The organism is Puniceibacterium confluentis, assembly GCF_007923445.1.
In the GTDB taxonomy this organism is placed as follows: Bacteria; Pseudomonadota; Alphaproteobacteria; order Rhodobacterales; family Rhodobacteraceae; genus Puniceibacterium; species Puniceibacterium confluentis.
The window spans coordinates 18,501-35,473 of record NZ_VOJI01000003.1; the positions used below are offsets into that span (position 1 = coordinate 18,501).

General features: G+C 64.5%; 16 protein-coding genes. 8 read left to right on the forward strand and 8 right to left on the reverse strand.

Going from position 1 to position 16,973, the window contains the following annotated elements:
- The first annotated feature begins 114 nt into the window (after positions 1–114).
- From FOY53_RS24040 to FOY53_RS04430, 8 genes are all read left to right on the forward strand, one after another.
- Positions 115–360 (forward strand): SRPBCC family protein, encoded by a 246-nt coding sequence (locus tag FOY53_RS24040; RefSeq protein ID WP_186766504.1) that lies wholly within the window; start codon positions 115–117, stop codon positions 358–360.
- 183 nt (positions 361–543) lie between these two features.
- The gene (gene xdhA / locus FOY53_RS04400) at positions 544–1,929 is read left to right on the forward strand and encodes a xanthine dehydrogenase small subunit (protein ID WP_146586138.1); all 1,386 of its coding nucleotides are present in this window, start codon (positions 544–546) and stop codon (positions 1,927–1,929) included.
- A gap of 115 nt (positions 1,930–2,044) precedes the next feature.
- Complete coding sequence (gene xdhB / locus FOY53_RS04405) at positions 2,045–4,480, forward strand: xanthine dehydrogenase molybdopterin binding subunit (RefSeq protein ID WP_146586140.1); 2,436 nt, start codon at positions 2,045–2,047, stop codon at positions 4,478–4,480.
- A gap of 53 nt (positions 4,481–4,533) precedes the next feature.
- Entirely contained in the window at positions 4,534–5,475 is a 942-nt protein-coding gene (gene xdhC / locus FOY53_RS04410; RefSeq protein ID WP_146586142.1) for a xanthine dehydrogenase accessory protein XdhC, read from the forward strand.
- A complete protein-coding gene (locus FOY53_RS04415) occupies positions 5,442–6,962 on the forward strand; it encodes an ABC transporter ATP-binding protein (protein ID WP_146586144.1) in 1,521 nt (506 codons plus the stop codon). Before xdhC ends, FOY53_RS04415 begins: the two co-directional genes overlap by 34 nt.
- 102 nt (positions 6,963–7,064) lie before the next feature.
- Positions 7,065–8,150: an ABC transporter permease gene (locus FOY53_RS04420; RefSeq protein ID WP_146586146.1), complete on the forward strand. Its 1,086-nt coding sequence runs from the start codon at positions 7,065–7,067 to the stop codon at positions 8,148–8,150.
- Complete coding sequence (locus FOY53_RS04425) at positions 8,150–9,073, forward strand: ABC transporter permease (protein ID WP_186766505.1); 924 nt, start codon at positions 8,150–8,152, stop codon at positions 9,071–9,073. Before FOY53_RS04420 ends, FOY53_RS04425 begins: the two co-directional genes overlap by 1 nt.
- 40 nt (positions 9,074–9,113) lie before the next feature.
- On the forward strand, positions 9,114–10,205 hold the full coding sequence (locus FOY53_RS04430) for a BMP family ABC transporter substrate-binding protein (protein WP_146586147.1): 1,092 nt from the start codon (positions 9,114–9,116) through the stop codon (positions 10,203–10,205).
- A 245-nt stretch (positions 10,206–10,450) separates the two neighbouring features.
- Here the strand turns inward: FOY53_RS04430 and FOY53_RS23600 are convergent, their stop codons facing one another.
- From FOY53_RS23600 to FOY53_RS04465, 8 genes are all read right to left on the reverse strand, one after another.
- A complete protein-coding gene (locus FOY53_RS23600; RefSeq protein WP_369333832.1) occupies positions 10,451–10,654 on the reverse strand; it encodes a DUF1194 domain-containing protein in 204 nt (67 codons plus the stop codon).
- Positions 10,651–11,169: a DUF1194 domain-containing protein gene (locus FOY53_RS23605; RefSeq protein ID WP_246107282.1), complete on the reverse strand. Its 519-nt coding sequence runs from the start codon at positions 11,167–11,169 to the stop codon at positions 10,651–10,653. The genes FOY53_RS23600 and FOY53_RS23605 overlap by 4 nt, the downstream gene beginning before the upstream one ends.
- Positions 11,166–11,876 (reverse strand): DUF1194 domain-containing protein, encoded by a 711-nt coding sequence (locus FOY53_RS04440; RefSeq protein WP_146586149.1) that lies wholly within the window; start codon positions 11,874–11,876, stop codon positions 11,166–11,168. Before FOY53_RS04440 ends, FOY53_RS23605 begins: the two co-directional genes overlap by 4 nt.
- Positions 11,877–11,883: 7 nt before the next feature.
- On the reverse strand, positions 11,884–12,318 hold the full coding sequence (locus FOY53_RS04445; RefSeq protein WP_146586151.1) for a VOC family protein: 435 nt from the start codon (positions 12,316–12,318) through the stop codon (positions 11,884–11,886).
- 70 nt (positions 12,319–12,388) lie between these two features.
- Entirely contained in the window at positions 12,389–13,744 is a 1,356-nt protein-coding gene (locus tag FOY53_RS04450; protein ID WP_146586153.1) for a tetratricopeptide repeat protein, read from the reverse strand.
- A gap of 34 nt (positions 13,745–13,778) precedes the next feature.
- Positions 13,779–14,837 (reverse strand): hypothetical protein, encoded by a 1,059-nt coding sequence (locus FOY53_RS04455; RefSeq protein WP_146586155.1) that lies wholly within the window; start codon positions 14,835–14,837, stop codon positions 13,779–13,781.
- Between the two features lie 267 nt (positions 14,838–15,104).
- Positions 15,105–15,584 carry a dihydrofolate reductase gene (locus tag FOY53_RS04460; RefSeq protein ID WP_146586157.1) on the reverse strand — a complete coding sequence of 160 codons (480 nt, stop codon included), beginning with the start codon at positions 15,582–15,584 and terminating at the stop codon, positions 15,105–15,107.
- Positions 15,585–15,587: 3 nt separating this feature from the next.
- Entirely contained in the window at positions 15,588–16,421 is an 834-nt protein-coding gene (locus tag FOY53_RS04465; protein WP_146586160.1) for a thymidylate synthase, read from the reverse strand.
- Between the last annotated feature and the right edge of the window lie 552 nt (positions 16,422–16,973).

Genomic DNA, 16,973 nt, shown 5'->3' on the forward strand with positions numbered 1-16,973 from the left:
GCGCAGAGGGGGAAGGGCGAAGATGCGGCACGGCTGGCAACCGGAACCCCGGACGCCGGTGGCGGGCCTCACCGCTTCCCACCGCGCGCAGAGCGGCGTCATCCGCCGGTTTCCATGCCCCCTGAAGGGCCTGTCGCGGCGGTGCCGCAGGGCAGTGACGAGGCGCTTGGCGCGGCGCATCACATCGCAGCGCGCTGGGGCCGGCGACATCCCGGCGCACTGGAAAACTCCGGCACCGCCTACCGCGCCCTGGTGCTGCACGCCTCGGCTGAAGCCAGAAAACAGCATGAAGACATGGGCTTCCATGAAGGATGGGGCACTGTCGCGGATCAGTTGGACACCCTTGCCCGCACCCTCTGAGCCCAGCCCGAAAATCGGGCGCCCGCCAGACCCCCGGCGGGGCGGACTGCACTTTTTCCTTGCCAAACAGGTTTTTCCCCGCCTAGCCTGATCCTCGTAACAACACGGACCCGCGCATCTTCTACGCCGCATCGGGGGCGCGCAGTCAGGGGTCAATTCAGGTAAGGCGGCAGGTTTTTCAAAATGGATATCACCTTTCTTCTGAACGGAGAGAGCGTGGAGTTGCGGGACGTCGCACCGACGGTCACCCTGCTCGACTGGCTGCGCGAAAGCCGTGGCCTCACCGGCACCAAGGAAGGCTGCAACGAAGGCGACTGCGGCGCCTGCACGGTGATGGTCACCGATGCGACCGGCGCGCGCGCGCTCAACGCCTGTATCCTATTGCTGCCGCAACTGCATGGCCGCGCCATCCGCACGGTCGAAGGCATTGCCGCACCGGATGGCAGCCTGCACCCCGTACAGCAGGCGATGATCGACCTGCATGGATCACAGTGCGGGTTCTGCACCCCGGGCTTTGTGGTCTCGATGGCCACCGCCCATGCCAACGGCGATACCGGTCACGACGACGCGCTGGCGGGCAATCTCTGCCGCTGCACCGGCTACGCGCCGATCATCCGCGCGGCCCGCGCCGCCGAAAGCGCGCCGGTGCCGGAATGGATCCGCGCCGACATGTTGGTGCCGACAGTCACCGCCTCTGCGGCGGATCCTGCCGACCCCTGCCAGGCGCCCGAGTCCGCTGACGCGCTGGCCGCGCTTTACGCCGCATCGCCGGATGCCACCCTTGTCGCCGGCGCCACGGATGTGGGGCTCTGGGTGACCAAAGGGCTGCGGGACCTGCCGAAAACAATCTTCCTGAATCGCTGCAGGGACCTGCAGCAGATGAGCGAAACCGATTCGGGACTGCGCATCGGTGCGGGGGTCACGATGGACCGGGTGCTGGCGGAAATGCGCCAGCGCCACCCGTCCTACGCCGAAATGATCCGGCGCTACGGTTCGGCCCAGGTCCGCGCCGCAGCCACCCTTGGCGGCAACATCGCCAACGGCTCGCCCATCGGCGACAATCCCCCGGCGCTGATCGCCCTGGGTGCAACCCTGCATCTGCGCCACGGCGACCAGTCCCGTGCCATGCCGATCGAAGCGTTTTTCCTGTCCTACGGCAAACAGGACCGCGCCCCGGGCGAATTCGTCGAGGCGGTGACGATCCCGCACCAGCCCGACCGCCTGCGGGTCTACAAGCTTTCCAAACGCTTCGATCAGGACATTTCCGCCGTCTGCGGCGCCTTCAGCCTGACGGTGGACGACGGCATCGTCACCGCCGCCCGCATCGCCTTTGGCGGCATGGCCGCGACGCCGAAGCGCGCGGCACATGTCGAGGCCGCCCTCACCGGACAACCCTGGAGCGATGACACCATCGCCGCCGCCTGGGATAGCTGGGAGCAGGACTTTCAGCCGCTGTCGGATATGCGTGCCAGTGCCGATTACCGGCTCACCGCCGCGCGCAACATGCTGACCCGCTACATGATCGAAGATCTTGGCGGCCAGGTCTCTGTGCTGGAGGTGGCGCCATGAGCCCTGAGAGACAGACCCCGGTGCCCCGCCCGCTGCCGCAGAGGCGGTTGCGAAATGTGCGCGGGCGGTTCCTCACGTCGCACCGTCTGCCACCGCTGCGCGCGGAGGCGGGGCTATGACCGTCGCCAAGCCGCTTGCCCACGATGCCGCCCGGCTGCACGTCACCGGCGCCGCACGATATGTCGACGACATCCCCACCCCGACGGGCACCCTGCACCTGGCCTTTGGCACGGCGGCCATCGCTGCGGGCCGCATCACCGAACTCGACCTTGCAGCGGTGCGGTCCGCCCCCGGGGTGGTGGCGGTGCTCGAAGCCCGCGACCTGCCCTTTGCCAACGATGTCTCCCCTTCGGTGCATGACGAACCGTTGCTGTCGGGCAGCACGATCCACTATCTCGGACAGCCCGTGTTTCTGGTCATCGCCACCAGCCATCTCGCGGCGCGCAAGGCGGCAAAGCTGGCGAAGATCACCTATCGGAAGCGCGACGCGATCCTCAGCTATCAGGACGCGATGGAGGCCGACAGCCGGTTCGAGGAGGCTCCGCGCATCTGGCAGAAGGGCGATGCCGGCGAGGCAATTGATGCCGCGCCGCATATGCTCGAAGGCACCATCGAAATGGGAGGGCAGGAGCATTTCTACCTCGAAGGCCAGGCCGCACTGGTCCTGCCGAGCGAGGATGGCGACATGCTGGTGCACAGCTCGACCCAGCATCCGACCGAGATCCAGCACAAGGTGGCCGAGGCGCTTGGCCTGCCGATGCATGGGGTGCGGGTGGAAACCCGGCGCATGGGTGGCGGATTTGGCGGCAAGGAAAGCCAGGGCAACGCACTGGCGGTGGCCTGCGCAGTGGCCGCCCGGCTGACCGGCAAACCCTGCAAGATGCGATATGACCGGGATGACGACATGATCATCACCGGAAAGCGCCATGATTTCCGCATCGACTATCGTGTGGGCTTTGACGACTCCGGGCGGCTGGCGGGGGTCGAGTTCGTGCAGATGACCCGCTGCGGTTGGGCGCAGGATCTGTCGATCCCGGTTGCCGACCGCGCCATGCTGCATGCCGACAACGCCTATCATCTGGAACACGCGCGGATCGAAAGCCACCGGCTGCGCACCAATACCCAGAGCGCCACCGCCTTTCGCGGCTTTGGCGGACCACAGGGCATGCTGGGGATCGAGCGGGTGATGGACCACGTCGCCCATCGGCTCGGGCTGGACCCGCTGGCGGTGCGGCGGGCGAATTATTATGCCGCCGCCGCCGCAGGGGGGCCGTCTGCCCCCCGCGCGGCAGAGCCGCGCCCCGCCCGCGAAGATATTGCGGCCCCGCAGACGCAGGCGGCCGGGACCGATCTCACCTCGCGCGGTGCGGTGGGGGCCACCCCCGAGGGTCGGCCCGTGCCTGCACCCTCCGGCGTGCAAACCACGCCCTATGGACAGCCGGTCGAGGATTTCATCCTGCACGAGATGACCGCCGCCCTCGAGGAGTCCTGCGATTACGCGGCCCGCCGCGCGGCGCTGGCAGAGTGGAATGCCGCCAACCCCGTGCTCAAGCGGGGTCTGGCGCTGACGCCGGTGAAATTCGGCATATCCTTCACCCTGACCCATCTCAATCAGGCCGGCGCGCTGGTGCATGTTTATCAGGACGGGTCGATCCAGATGAACCACGGCGGCACCGAGATGGGACAGGGCCTGTTCCAGAAGGTCGCCCAGGTTGCCGCCGCCCGGTTTGGCGTCGACATGCAGGCGGTGAAGATCACCGCCACCGACACCGCCAAGGTGCCCAACACCTCGGCCACCGCCGCCTCGTCCGGATCCGATCTCAACGGCATGGCGGTGCAGGCCGCCTGTGACACCATCCGCGACCGCATGGCCGCGCATCTGGCGCACCTGCATCAGGACGAGCCCCGGGACGTGCGGTTTGCCGATGGCTGCGTGCATGTCGGCGGCAATCGCATCCCCTTTGCCGAGGCCGCAAAGCTTTGTTACGAGGGACGGGTCAGCCTGTCGGCCACCGGGTTCTACAAGACACCCAAGCTCGAGTGGGACCGGATCCGCGGCCAGGGGCGGCCGTTTTTCTATTTTGCTTATGGCGCCGCCTGCTCGGAGGTGGTTGTCGACACCCTGACCGGCGAGTATCGCATCCTGCGCACGGACATCCTGCATGATGCGGGCACGTCTCTGAATCCGGCGCTGGACATCGGTCAGGTCGAGGGCGGTTTCGTCCAGGGCGCCGGCTGGCTGACAACCGAAGAGCTGGTCTGGGACGAGGATGGCGCCCTGCGCACACATGCGCCATCGACCTACAAGATTCCCGCCTGTTCAGACCGCCCCGTGGTGTTCAATGTCGCCCTTTGGGACGGGCGCAACCGGGAAGACACGGTGTATCGCTCAAAAGCCGTCGGCGAGCCGCCGTTCATGCTGGGCATTTCCGTGCTGATGGCGCTGTCGAACGCAATTGCAAGCTGTGGCAGCAGCTATCCGGCACTCGACGCCCCGGCGACGCCCGAACGGGTGCTGGCGGCCATTCAGGGGGTTCGCAATGGTGAGTGAGAGCCAACAACGGATTGCGATGTGGTCCACTCGGGCAGCCCAGGGTGGTCGCCATGAGCTTTGACCTCGCCGCCCTTCAACGCGCCGTGGCGCAGCATGGTCGCGTCGCGCGGGTGGTCATCGCGGCGGTCGCCGGTTCGTCCCCCCGCGAGGTCGGCGCCGCGATGCTGGTCTGGGAGGGGGGCCAGTCCGGCACCATTGGTGGCGGCGCGCTGGAATACCGTGCGGCAGCAGAGGCCCTGATCCGACCCGGGCTGAGCAAACATGCCCTCGGTCCGGATCTGGGGCAATGTTGCGGCGGCTCAGTCACCTTGCTGACCGAGCATTTTGACAGCGACAGCGTGGCTGCGCTCGGTGGCCAGCCGGTGATCGCGCGCGGCCCGGGCCTGCGGCCGTTGGCCGTGCAGCGCCTGCTGGACCGTGCCCGGGCACGGGGCGATGTCCCGCGCCCGCAACTGCTGCAGAACTGGATGATCGAGCCGCTGACGACCCGGGACCAGCCGCTCTGGATCTGGGGCGCCGGGCATGTGGGCCGTGCGCTGGTCGATGTGCTCTCTCCGCTGCCCGATCTGTCCATCACCTGGGTCGATACCGCCCCCGAGCGATTTCCGGAGGCGCCGCCCGAAAATGTCCGCATCCTGCCCACCGCGGACCCCGCCCGGGCCGTCGCAATTGCGCCGCGCGAGGCCCGGCACCTGATACTGACCTACAGCCATGAGATCGACCTGAGCCTGTGCCATGCGCTTCTCGGGCACGGCTTCGGGTTTGCCGGGCTCATCGGATCGGATACCAAATGGGCAAGGTTCCGGACCCGGCTGCGCAGCCTCGGCCATTCGGACGCCGAAATCGCGCGCATATGCTGTCCGATCGGGCGCAAATCGCTTGGCAAACATCCACACGCCATTGCCGTCGGCGTGGCGGCCCAGATACTCAGCCTTGAAACAGACAGGATTGGTGCAACGTGGCAGACACACTCCTCAGCCTCCGGGGCCTGACCAAGGCCTATCCGGGTGTCGTCGCCAATGACGACGTGTCCTTTGACATCCGGGTGGGCGAGATCCATGCGCTTCTGGGCGAAAACGGCGCCGGGAAATCGACGCTGGTCAAGATGATCTATGGCCTGGTCAAACCGGATCGCGGCGCGATGACACTGGCGGGCGCGCCCTATGATCCGGCGGAACCCAAGGCGGCACGGGCGTCCGGCGTGTCGATGGTGTTCCAGCATTTCTCGCTGTTCGAGGCGCTGTCGGTGGCCGAGAATGTCGCGCTCGGCATGGAAAACCCGCCGAAAACCCGCGATCTGGCGCAGCAGATCCGTGACGTGTCCGAAGCCTACGGCTTGCCGCTCGACCCGTTCCGCGTGGTCGGCACCTTGTCGGCGGGCGAACGCCAGAGGGTCGAGATCATCCGTTGCCTGCTGCAGAAGCCCCGGCTGTTCATCATGGACGAGCCGACCTCGGTGCTGACGCCGCAGGAGGTCGAGATCCTGTTTGCCACCCTGCGCAAACTGACGTCCGAAGGCACGGCAATCCTCTATATTTCCCACAAACTGGAAGAGATCCGGGCGCTGTGTGACCATGCGACGATCCTGCGGCTGGGCAAAAAGGTGGCAACCTGCACCCCGGCCGAATCCACCGCCAGGGAACTCGGAGAGCTCATGGTCGGCACATCCTTTGCCGCCCCCGTGCCGCGCGCGCACAGCGTCGGCGCCGTCCTGCTGGATGTGAATGATCTTTCGCTGCCCGCTCCGGGCGCTTTTGGCACACCGCTGCGGGGCATTTCGTTCAGCGTCAAGGCCGGCGAGATTCTGGGACTTGGCGGGGTGGCGGGCAACGGTCAGGACGAACTGCTGGCGGCGCTTTCGGGCGAACGTCTTTCGGCACCCGGGTCCGTTGTCCTGAAAGACGAGGACGTCAGCCGAAGCGGCCCGATGGCGCGCCGCGATGCAGGCCTGCTCTCAGCGCCCGAGGAACGGTTGGGCCATGCTGCAGCGCCGGCGATGAGCCTGATCGAGAACGGGGTTCTGACAGCAGCCCGGCGCGAAGATCTGGTGACCGGAGGGTTTGTGAACTGGGGCAAGGCCCGCAGCTTTGCCGAGACCGTGATCTCGCGGTTCGACGTGCGCACACCGTCGCCGGGAACCGCAGCAGGTGCGCTGTCAGGCGGCAACCTGCAGAAATTCGTCATCGGACGCGAGATCCTCCAGCGCCCCGATGTGCTCGTGGTGAACCAGCCGACCTGGGGAGTCGATGCCGCCGCGGCCGCAGCAATCCGCCAGGCGCTGCTGGATCTGGCCGCGCAAGGCGCAGCAATCATCGTGATCAGCCAGGACCTGGACGAACTGATGGAAGTTTCGGAACGGTTCGGCGCGCTGAACGAGGGGCGCCTGTCGCCGATCCGGCCGGTGGGAGAACTGGACATCGAGCAGATCGGGCTGATGTTGGGTGGAGCACATGACATGGAGGTGGCACATGTCGCCTGACACATTGCCGGGCCGCCGGCAGCCAAGGGCGCAAGAATTTTCAGAAAATTCTTGGAAAAACTTTTTCGAAAAGTTTTTGGCGCAGGGCCCGGAGGGTGGCGCATGATCCGTATGGAACGCCGAGCGCAACCGTCGCGGGTCTGGACCGCCCTGACCCCGGTACTCGCCGTGATGCTGACGATGGTTGTTGGCGGCATCATGTTCGCGTTATTGGGCAAGCCGCCACTCGACGCCATCCGCACCATCTTCTGGGATCCGTTGTTCCATCCGCAATTCGCCGCCTATTCCCGCCCGCAGTTGCTGGTGAAGGCCGGCCCGCTGATCCTTATCGCCATCGGGTTATCCCTCGGGTTCCGTGCTGGTATCTGGAACATCGGAGCCGAAGGCCAGTACATCGTCGGGGCGATCTGCGGCGCCGGCATGGGGCTTGCCGTCTATCCGACAACCTCGCCGCTGATCTTTCCGGCCATGGTCCTTGCCGGTGCCTTCGGCGGGTGGCTCTGGGCGATGATACCGGCGTTCCTGAAGGTCCGTTTCGGAACCAACGAAATCCTGGTGTCGCTGATGCTGGTCTACGTCGCCGAGGCCCTTCTGGCCTCTGCCTCGCAAAAGCTTCTGCGCAACCCCGATGGCATGGGGTTTCCCGGCTCGCGCAATTTCCAGCAATATCCGGCGGCGCACAACGGCGAAATCCTTGCCAACAGCGGTCTGCACTGGGGGGTGCTTGCCGCATTCGTAGCCGTGATCTTTGCCTATGTGCTGCTGACCCGGCATATCCAGGGGTTCAACATCCGACTGACCGGAGAAGCGCCGCGCGCGGCGCGTTTCTCGGGTGTGTCACCTGCGCGGATCATCTTTCTGTGTCTCGGCTTCGGCGGCGCGCTGGCCGGAGCGGCCGGCTTGTTCGAAGTCTCCGGACCGGCCGGGCAGATCAGCATCGACTTCAACTCGGGATACGGTTTTACCGCAATCATCGTCGCCTTTCTTGGCCGCCTGCACCCGGTCGGAATCCTGCTGGCGGGTCTGCTCATGGCACTGACCTACATTGGCGGTGAACTGGCGCAGCTGATGCTGGGCGTGCCAGGCGCCTCGATCCAGCTTTTCCAGGGGATGCTGCTGTTCTTTCTGCTGGCGACAGATGTTTTCACCAACTTCCGCGTGCGTTTTGGCAAGACGGAGATCGCCTGATGGACCTTACTTCGATCAACCCGATCCTGCTGGTCGCCTCGATCATGATCTCGGCCACGCCGATCCTGCTGGCCGCCATCGGCGAGATGGTGGTGGAAAAGGCCGGTGTGCTGAACCTCGGTGTCGAGGGCATGATGATCACCGGCGCCGTGGTCGGTTTTGCCACCGCGGTCAGCACCGGCAGCCCGGCGCTGGGCTTTGCGGCGGCCGCGCTGGCGTCGGCGGTGCTGTCGCTCAGTTTCGGCGTGCTCACGCAGATCCTGATGTCGAACCAGGTGGCGACAGGGTTGGGCCTGACGCTCGTGGGGCTGGGTCTTTCGGCCCTGATCGGCAAGCCCTACGAGGGAATGAAATCCCCCACATTGCCAAAGCTGGACATTCCGGTCCTGGGCGACATCCCGCTGCTGGGGCGGATGCTGTTCAGCCATGACGCCATGGTCTACCTGTCGCTGCTGCTGGTCCTCGCCGTCTGGGCCACTCTGAAATACACCCGCGCCGGACTGATCCTGCGTGCCGTCGGGGAATCCCACGACGCGGCCCATGCGCTGGGCTACAAGGTCATCCGCATCCGCATGACGGCAATCTTCTTTGGCGGCGCCTGTGCCGGACTTGGCGGCGCGTACCTGTCGCTGGTGCGTGTGCCGCAATGGACCGAGGGCATGACGGCCGGCGCGGGCTGGATTGCGCTTGCCATTGTGGTCTTTGCGTCCTGGCGCGCCGAGCGGGTGCTGATCGGCGCCTATCTGTTCGGTGGAGTCACCGTTCTGCAGCTGAACTTGCAGGCGGCGGGTGCCAAAGTCCCGGTCGAGATCTTGTCGATGTCGCCCTATCTGATAACCATTCTTGTGCTGGTTGTCATATCGGCCCGAGGCGCCCATGGCGCTCCGGCCTCATTGGGCCGCCCGTTCCACGCCTCGAGCTGAGGCCAAAACCAAACACCATGAAAACACTCAGGGAGATACCATGAACCGCAGAACCCTTCTCAGCACAGCCGCCGCGACCCTTGTCGGCACAACCCTGGCCACCGGAGCCTTTGCCGCCGCCCATGGCGACAAGGTCAAGGTCGGCTTTATCTTTGTCGGCCCGATCGGCGACGGTGGCTGGACATATGAACACAACAAGGGCCGACTCGCCGTCGAAGAGGCATTCGGGGACAAGGTCGAAACCGTCTATCAGGAATCCGTGCCCGAGGGTGCAGACGCCGAACGGGCGATCACCCAGATGGCGCTGTCGGGCGCGAATCTGATCTTCACCACCTCGTTCGGCTACATGGACCCGACCATCAATGTCGCGGCCAAGTTTCCGGACGTGAAATTCGAACATGCCACCGGTTTCAAGCGCTCCGACAACGTCGGCGTCTATTCGGCCCGCTTCTACGAAGGCCGCGCCATTCAGGGCCACATCGCCGGCAAGATGACCAAGTCCAACAAGATCGGCTATATCGCCTCTTTCCCGATCCCAGAGGTCATCCGTGGCATCAACTCGGCCTATATCCACGCTAAGAAGGCAAATCCCGATGTCGAATTCTCGGTGATCTGGGCCTACACCTGGTTTGATCCGGCCAAGGAATCCGACGCCGCCCGCGCGCTGATCGAAAACGGTGCCGACGTCATCCTGCAGCACACCGATTCCACCGCTCCGCAGGCAGCAGCGCAGGAAAAGGGCAATGTCATCACGTTCGGTCAGGCCTCGGACATGGCGGAATATGCGCCGATGCCGCGGGTGTCGTCGATCATCGACAACTGGTCACCCTATTACATCGAACGGGTGCAGGCGGTGATGGATGGCACCTGGGAATCCGATGACACCTGGGACGGCATCGGGTCCGGCATGGTCGGTATCGGCGAAATTTCCGACGCCGTCCCGGCGGATGTGAAGGCCGAGGCGCTGGAATTGAAGGACAGGATCGCGGCTGGCGACTATCACCCCTTCACCGGTCCGCTGAACAAGCAGGACGGTTCGGTCTGGCTGGCCGAGGGCGAGACCGCTCCGGACGGCGATTTGCTGGGCATGAATTTCTACGTCGAAGGACTGACGGGAGATATCCCGAACTGATCTCGCAGCCCGGCAGTTCCCTGTGTCCTGCCTGGCACCTGTCGCAAGTCCGCCGATGGGTTCCATCGGCCTCCCCTGTCGCGCTTGGCGCGGCAGGGTATTTTTTCGACCGGGTACAACCGCAAGCGCGGGCGGCACGCCGTGCCCTGGCAGTCTTGCCCCACAGGGGCAGCCGCTTTCCAAGCCGATCCGGCGCGACCGCATCCGCCTGGGCCAGGACAGCGGTCTCCTGCGGCACTCCTGTGTCAGCGCGATGAGTATACCGGCCCGATCAGTTCCCGCCTGAGCTTGCGCACCATCGCGGCCTCAAAGTCCCGATATCCCAGCGCCATCTCGACAAAGGCATCCGGGCCCGAGATCACATAGGCCCGAAAATACGCGCCAAGATCCCCCGCCCCGGCGTCGGACTGTCCGGCGGGCGGCGGCGCGCCAACCACCAGCCCATTCACCGTGACCGCACCAACCCGGCCGCGGACATCGCGGGGATGCGGCCCGGTGTTGGATTCGCCATCCCCGACAGATCCAGTGTCCGCTTCCAGCAGGTGCCTTGCTCTTGCAGCAACGCCGCGCCGAACTGCATTGCCGCGCCTATGGCTGTTGACGGATCGCCGGCGCTCCGCGGACTGGCCGGCAACTGCGCGATGATCCTGTCCAGCACATCCGCGCCGGTGATTTCGGTCCAGCCGAGCAGCAGCCGCTGGTCACGGGGTCCGCTCCAGTCATATACGGCAAGCCGCACCGGAGCATCGGGCAGTGCCAGCAACGCCGCACGCACCTCGGGATGCGCGAGCGCGGCGGCCAGCCCGTCCAGCTGCAACCGGTATTCCACCGCATCCACGGAACCGGACACATCCAGCCCCAGCGCCAGCGCCTGACGGCATGCGGCCTGCGCCGGGCCGCCCATCAGGCCCATCAGGCCCAGCGCAATGCCCAGCGCGGTGGCGCGCAGCCTGACAGCTCTCATCCGCGGCGTTCCGGATGCGGCAGCGACCGCGTGCCGATCACCATGTCGCTGATCTCGCGGAACAGCTTGCGCGTCATGGCGCGGCGGAAGCCGTCGTAGCCATCCGAGACCTCGACAAAGGCCCCGGAACCATGCCGCACCACATCCTCGTAATAGTCCTGCACCTGCGGATCGGCCCCCAGCACGGCAAGCCCGTTGACCGTCACCCCTTCGAACGGAAAATGCCGATAGGCCAGTTCCGGGCCGAACCCGTCGTTGGTGATGCCGTCGCCGGACAGGTCAATCACACGACGGGTGCAGACCGGGGCCCGTTCCATCAGCGTCGCGCCATACCCCAGCGCAAAGCCCATGGCCGTGGGAAACCGCGTCTCGCTTCGGCGCGCAAGGCGCAGTGTTTTGACCGCCGCGTCGACGGCGGCTTCGCTGTCCAGCACCGACCAGTCCAGAACGAGCGCCGACTGTTGCCGCCCGCTCCATTCATAGATCGCCAGCGCCACGGTGCCGGGGGCGCCGCGCAGGATCGCCTGGCGGATATCGGGATCGTCAAGGGCCGCCGCCAGACCCTGCTGCTGCAATGCGTGTTCGCGGGCGTCCACCGAGGAGGAGACGTCTAGCGCCAGGATCAGCGCCAGCCGACATCCGCCGCCCGCCTGGGCCAGAACCGGCCCCGACCAGAGCAGGAGCAACAGGCAGAGCGGGCGCAACATCCTGTGCCTACCAGTGACCGGTGTTTTCCATGCTCGCCCAGGGCTCTGCCGGCGGCAGCGACTCGCCCTGCTGCAGCAGTTCGATCGAGATATTGTCGGGCGATCGGACAAAGGCCATATGCCCGTCGCGGGGCGGACGGTTGATGGTGATGCCGTGGTGTTGCAGGGTCTGGCACATCTCGTAGATGTTTTCGACCGTATAGGCGAGGTGACCAAAGTGACGGCTGTCCGACGGCAGGCCGTCATCCCCGTCCCAGTTGTATGTCAGCTCTACATCGGCGGTGCCGTCATCCTGATCGGGCGGGCACAGAAACACCAGTGTAAAGCGGCCACCTGCACTTTCCTTTCGGGCCCGCTCCTTGAGGCCGAGCAGTTTGAAGAAGGCAATCGTCGCGTCGAGGTCTTTGACACGGACCATTGTGTGCAGGTAGCGGATGGGCATGGGGGTGCTCCTTGATCTGAGAATTTCGCTTTGAGGACAGACTAGAGTCTGGCTGCGAAAAGTCGAGCGATCAGAAGCGGGACCGGATCCCGGCCTGAAGGCCGAATTCCTCGGAATCGTAGATGCCGACGTTTGAATCGGTTCGCCGGGCGCGCAGCGTCAGACTGGGCACGAAGCCGTAATAATCCAGCTTGTTGAACACCAGCGTCACGTCCCCCTGGACCGTATCGTCATTGCGCTCGCCGCCAGTGACCGCATTGCGGGCATGATGTTTGTGCCCGGCGGTCAGCCCCAGTTCAATGGCGGTGCTGAGGACTGGTTTGGCCAGTTCCAGCCGCAGGTCGATTTCGTGGTCGGCGTAATCCAGGTAGTCCGCCGAAGACGATCCTTCGGCATAGTTGAACGAGGTGCTCAGCCGGTGGCCCTGAGGCAAAACGGTCGTCAGCCCGACCGACCCGCGCCAGGCATGGGCGTCCGGGCGGGTGCCATAACCTTTCTGCGCCTCGCGGGCGGCCCGGAACTGGCCCAGCAGTCCTGGGGTGAAGGCATAGCGCAGCGAGCCGCCCAGGTTGAGGTTGGCATAGAGCGGATCGCCGCTGTAAAACACCTTGCCCAGTGTCGCCTCGGCGCCCAGGACAAGCCGGCCATTCTGGCGGATCCAGCTCTGGTCGAGGCCGGTGGTAAGACTGGTCAGAGCAAAGTCGCTGCCCTTTGCTCCGGGTGCCTTGCGCTTGGCCTCGTCCGAGAGGATGAAATCGCGGTGATAGACCGAAAGTCGCAGCGACGTGCGCCGGGTCTTGCTTTCGGCCAGCTTGTACGTGGTCGAGATGCCGCCGGAAATCTCGGTTCCGGACAGCGCCTGCGCCGCGCCCTGCAACTGAAAGACAAACGGCAGGCCGGGCAGCGTGGTTGTTTCGCTCGACGAGCCGTTGTTGATGTTGGAACTGGGGGCGATGTTGAACGACAGCTGCGTCGACCACGGGTTCTGGCTGCGCACATAGGCATAATCCCGCGCCGCCATCCCCTTGTGAAAATCGCTGGGCGCTGTCTGCACCGCACGCCGCAACCACAGCTGCGCCGATGTACGCTTGCCCATCGACGACAGCACCTGGGCGTTGGCAACGGCAGCCGCATATCGCTGCTCATCCCCCGAGGCCACGTTCCACGCCTGTTGTGCCGAGGCGCGCGCGGCATCGAACTGCCCCAGATCCCGCGCCGCGCGGGCATGCACCATCAGGGCGTCGAAATCGTTCGGATCCCGGTCCAGAAGCGCGCCCGAGAGCGCCAGCGCCTCGGATGCGTATCCCTTGTTGACTGCCTGCGCCGCAAGCCCGCGCATCTGCGCGGGCGTGAGTTGCATGTCGGGGGTCTGGGCGGCGGCCGCCGAAGCCAGTGACAGGCAGAGGACAATGGTCTTCCACAGCATGACGGTCGTCCTGTTCGCCACTCTCGGGCGGTTTTTAGCGTGTAACGATGAAGCCGCCGGTCTCGCGGACCGTGACACTGTCCTTGGTCGGGTCGTCGCCTTCGACAATGATCACGCCGACAATTTCGCCGCCGGTACCGCTGGTGTGATTGCCCGACATCACCGCATAGTAATTGCCGGAGTCCAGGGTTTCGCCCGCAACGCTCGAAAACGCCTCGCCCACCAGTTCGCCGTTCACGTCAGAAACGCCCGGTCCCACCTTGAAGCGAATGATCGGCAGTTCGGTCAGCGTGGTCGAATACTCGGTTTCAAGCGCATCGATATAGGTTTGCGTCAGGTCCGTGCCGTCGCTGGAGTAGATGCGCCGGTCGATCACGTAGCCGCGCACCGCGTCGGCACAGGAGATGCCGGTACAGTTGCCGCTGAAGCCGTTGAAGTCGATATCGACCCGCATGCTGCCCGACGCATACTGCAGCCCGCCGTCACCGTCAAAATCCCGGATCGCGCCATAGTCGCCGGAATAGGTCGCCTGACCCTGGGTCGGAATCGTCACACCGTTGTTGCGCTGATAGACAAAGCCGCCAAAGCCGTAGGGGATGTAGTTTCCGGTCCGCACGATGGCAAACTCGGTGTTGCCGGTCGCGCTCACGCCGTACAGCGCGCGGTGCTGGAACTGCCCGATCGGTGTTGCCGTCAGGAAATCAGGATGTGTGACCGGTGCTTCGTACAGCGCAAAGGTGCCCTGCGCCCCCAGCGATCCGGGGCTGGAGCGGCTGAACGCCACGCCGTCCGGCTGGCTGCCGTCAAAGGCCAGACCATCGACAAAAAAGGTGTCCGTTGCAGAGTTCCGCGTGATCGAATGCGCAAAACCGTTGCCATCCTCGGTAAACACCTCGGTTCGGAAAATACCCCGGTTCGGCGTCGGGGTGGCGGTGCCCGGCGGCAGCGTGCGATCGCTTTCGATCGGCGTGCCGGTATCGGTTCCGGTATCGGGTTCTTCTTCTGGTTCCTGAAGCGGGTTGCTGCCGCTGCCCCCGCCGTTGCAGGCAGAAACCAGCGATAAGGCCAGTATGAGTGTGACAATGCGTTTCATGGTACTGCTGCCCCGGATTTTTTTAGGTTTTGCAGGAAAGTCCGGCAGGCCCGGTTGAAAGTCAATTCAAGTTTGCCGGGCAGGGACTTGAAATTCCGCGACTGAGGCGCTTTTGCCCACACCTGATGTGGTACAATTCCGTCGCTTACTGTCATGATATAGCCAGTATAGACTCATCTTGTGGGCAAGCCACCGCGCGGCGCAGCCCTGCCGGCGCGCTCGGCGGGGCAATGCAGGCCCTGGACCGCCTCGCCTGCAGCAGCGGGATCAACCCCGTCTGAGGTATTCGCGCAGCTGACATTCCGGGCTTGCGGAGCGCAGGGGTATGGCAATGTGAGCGGCCCAGTCCGTCAGATCGACATTCGGGAAAAACGTGTCCGCATCTGGAACTTCGAGGTCCACCTCGGTGATCAGCAGCCTGTGCGCCAGGGGAAGCATCTCTTTGTAGATGCCCGCGCCGCCGATGCCGTAGATGCGTGTGTACCCCCGCTCCAGCGCCATTTCCACGGCTGCCTTTACCGAAGGCACGACATTTTCGCTCGCATCCGGGTTGGAGGAAACCACGATATTCAGGCGTTTCGACAGCGGCTTGACGGGAAGGCTCTCCCAGGTGTTCCGTCCCATGATCAAGGCTCCTCCCAGCGTCTCACGCTGAAAGAACTTCAGATCCTCGGGCACATGCCAGGGGATCGTGCCATCCCGGCCAATGGCGCCGTTTCTGGCGCGTGCGACAATCAGCGAGATCATCTCTCAGACCGCCACGGGCGCGCGGATCGCCGGATCGGGGTCATACCCGGTGATTTCGAAATCCTCATAGCGGAAGTCGAAGATGGAAGTCACATCACGCGTTATTCGCAGCGCGGGAAGCGGCTTGGGCGTGCGGGACAACTGCAATTTCACCTGTTCCATGTGGTTGGAGTAGATATGGGCATCGCCAAGTGAGTGTATGAAATCGCCGGGCTCGTGGCCAGTGACATGCGCGAGCATCACCTGCAGCAATGCGTAGGAGGCAATGTTGAAGGGCACCCCCAGGAACATGTCCGCAGAACGCTGGTACAGCTGAAGATGCAACCGGCCATTGAGAACCCGCACCTGCCAAAGCGCGTGACAGGGCGGCAACGCCATGCGCGACAGCTCGCCCGGATTCCAGGCCGAAACCATCAGGCGGCGGCTTTCGGGGCTGGTTCTGATCGTGTCGATCAACTGTGTGATCTGGTCCACACCCCTTTTGCGGTAAAGCGGTGCGCCGTCCCGGGTTTCGCCCGTCGGGTCGAGCGCCGGAAACGCACGCCACTGCTGGCCGTACACCGGGCCGAGATCGCCGTTCTCGTCAGCCCATTCGTCCCAGATGGTCACGCCGTTGTCCTGCAGGTAGCGAATGTTCGTGTCACCGGACAGGAACCACAGGAGTTCGTGGATGATCGAACGCAGGTGCAGTCTTTTTGTGGTCACCAGCGGAAAACCATCCGTCAGGCGATATCGCGACTGCAGCCCGAAATACGAAGTCGTTCCGGTGCCGGTGCGATCGCTGGATTCCTCACCAAGCTCGAGTACGGTGCGGAGCGCATCATGATACTGCTGCAATCTGGCCTCCCAGGGGTCTCTGTATGCTCGAAGCCAACCTTGTCGAGGCTTCAGGCGCTCTTAATCGCAAGGGCCGCGATGATGTCAAAGAAGCCCGCAGGCATTCCGGATCAGGCAGAAACGCCGTCAACCAGAGGCAGTCTGTCTCTGGCCGAATAGCGCGCTTTGCCGCGCCGTTCAACATGCACTGTGACATGGTCGCAGCGTATTTGTGTCGACCTTTGTGCAGACGCCAGGGCGGAAACCGGCGCCGCCTGCTGCGTCGACGCGCAGGATTGAGGCGGGTCGGCGCTCTGCGGCTCGAGCTCGGGCGGCTGCCTGTCAGAAACCACTGGATTTTCGTGGGGCACATGGGCGCTCTTTTCCGATGATCAAAGTCGCTGTGCGCGATGTTCTTGACCACCTTCCCGGCGGCTGCATTGAATGTTTGTGGCTTCTTCGTCATCTCGGTTCCCAATCGACATGATGAACCAGAAATCCTCCGTTATTCAAATCTGTCCCAAAGGCGCTGACGTCAGACGGTGGCCTTAATTTCGCTCTCTCATTCTAGCC

Excerpts from the sequence above, each read along its gene's own strand:
- FOY53_RS23605 (WP_246107282.1), bottom strand. The coding sequence starts at position 11,169 with ATGAGAGCTGTCAGGCTGCGCGCCACCGCGCTGGGCATTGCGCTGGGC.
- FOY53_RS04440 (WP_146586149.1), bottom strand. The coding sequence starts at position 11,876 with ATGTTGCGCCCGCTCTGCCTGTTGCTCCTGCTCTGGTCGGGGCCGGTT.
- xdhC (WP_146586142.1), top strand. The coding sequence starts at position 4,534 with ATGAGCTTTGACCTCGCCGCCCTTCAACGCGCCGTGGCGCAGCATGGT.
- FOY53_RS04460 (WP_146586157.1), bottom strand. The coding sequence starts at position 15,584 with ATGATCTCGCTGATTGTCGCACGCGCCAGAAACGGCGCCATTGGCCGG.
- xdhA (WP_146586138.1), top strand. The coding sequence starts at position 544 with ATGGATATCACCTTTCTTCTGAACGGAGAGAGCGTGGAGTTGCGGGAC.
- FOY53_RS04455 (WP_146586155.1), bottom strand. The coding sequence starts at position 14,837 with ATGAAACGCATTGTCACACTCATACTGGCCTTATCGCTGGTTTCTGCC.
- FOY53_RS04420 (WP_146586146.1), top strand. The coding sequence starts at position 7,065 with ATGATCCGTATGGAACGCCGAGCGCAACCGTCGCGGGTCTGGACCGCC.
- FOY53_RS04430 (WP_146586147.1), top strand. The coding sequence starts at position 9,114 with ATGAACCGCAGAACCCTTCTCAGCACAGCCGCCGCGACCCTTGTCGGC.
- FOY53_RS24040 (WP_186766504.1), top strand. The coding sequence starts at position 115 with ATGCCCCCTGAAGGGCCTGTCGCGGCGGTGCCGCAGGGCAGTGACGAG.
- FOY53_RS04445 (WP_146586151.1), bottom strand. The coding sequence starts at position 12,318 with ATGCCCATCCGCTACCTGCACACAATGGTCCGTGTCAAAGACCTCGAC.
- FOY53_RS04450 (WP_146586153.1), bottom strand. The coding sequence starts at position 13,744 with ATGCTGTGGAAGACCATTGTCCTCTGCCTGTCACTGGCTTCGGCGGCC.
- FOY53_RS04425 (WP_186766505.1), top strand. The coding sequence starts at position 8,150 with ATGGACCTTACTTCGATCAACCCGATCCTGCTGGTCGCCTCGATCATG.
- xdhB (WP_146586140.1), top strand. The coding sequence starts at position 2,045 with ATGACCGTCGCCAAGCCGCTTGCCCACGATGCCGCCCGGCTGCACGTC.